Below are 982 nucleotides of genomic sequence, written 5' to 3' on the forward strand. Positions count from 1 at the left end.
CTGTCGTGGGCTTCACGAGTGCACGAGATCGGCCTGGCCATCGCGCATAGCCAGCACCATCACCATGGCGCCTATATCCTGCGCCACGCCGATCTTGCCGGCTTCTCCCGGCAGGAGCAGCAGCTGCTGGCCGCAGTGGTCCAGATGCATCGGCGCAAGCCCGACAAGGCCGTGATCTCGGCACTGCCGCAACGCTATCGCCAGCTGGCCCGTTACACCACCGCGCTGTTGCGCCTGGCCGTATTGTTCCGGCGTGCCCGACGGGCCGAGTCGCTGCCACCGATGCGCCTGGCTGCCACCAGCCAACGCCTGCGCCTGACCCTGCCGATCGCCTGGTTCGAGCAGCACCCGCTCAGCGAGTCCGATCTGCAGCAGGAGCAATCACCGATGGCGGAACTGGGCCTGAAGCTGGAATTGTCCAGCAACTGACCATGCTGGTCGCCGCGAGCCACTCGCATCGTGGCCGCGTATCATGTCCCGACGCCTAGACGACCCTGTTGATGCCCATGCTCAAATCCCTGCTTGCCACCCTGCTCCTGATTCTGCCGCTGACCCTGGCAGCTCAAACGGCCAAGCCGACACCAGCAGCCACCGTGGCGGCGCCGCAAGTGCTGTTGCATACCTCGCAGGGCGACATCACGCTCGAGCTGTATCCGGACAAGGCACCGAAGAGCGTGGCGAATTTCCTGCAGTACGTACGCGACGGCTTTTACGACGGCACCTTGTTGCATCGGGCCATCCCCGGCTATCTGCTGCAGGGCGGCCTGTATACGCGGGATCTGCAGCCCAAGCGCACACGTCCGGCGGTAGCCAGCGAAGCGGACAACGGCGTCTCCAATCTGCGCGGCACCGTCGCCGTCGCACGCGGCGCGGATCCGAACTCCGGCACCTCGCAGTTCTTCTTCAACCTGGTCGACAATCGCCGACTGGATTTCGTCGGCAATCAGAGCGGCCTGACCTGGGGCTATGCCGTATTCGGCAA

1 protein-coding gene and 1 pseudogene are annotated in these 982 nt (G+C 64.9%); both read left to right on the forward strand.

All coding sequences use genetic code 11. The features are described from left to right. Nucleotides 1–429: pseudogene (locus GSQ77_RS29085) on the forward strand (exopolyphosphatase); the annotation flags it as partial. 71 nt (nucleotides 430–500) lie between these two features. Next, nucleotides 501–982: peptidylprolyl isomerase (locus GSQ77_RS29090; RefSeq protein ID WP_254067888.1), on the forward strand; the 482-nt coding region annotated here is incomplete at its 3' end.

Source organism: Burkholderia sp. L27(2015) (assembly GCF_009765705.1).
GTDB lineage: Bacteria > Pseudomonadota > Gammaproteobacteria > Burkholderiales > Burkholderiaceae > LMUX01.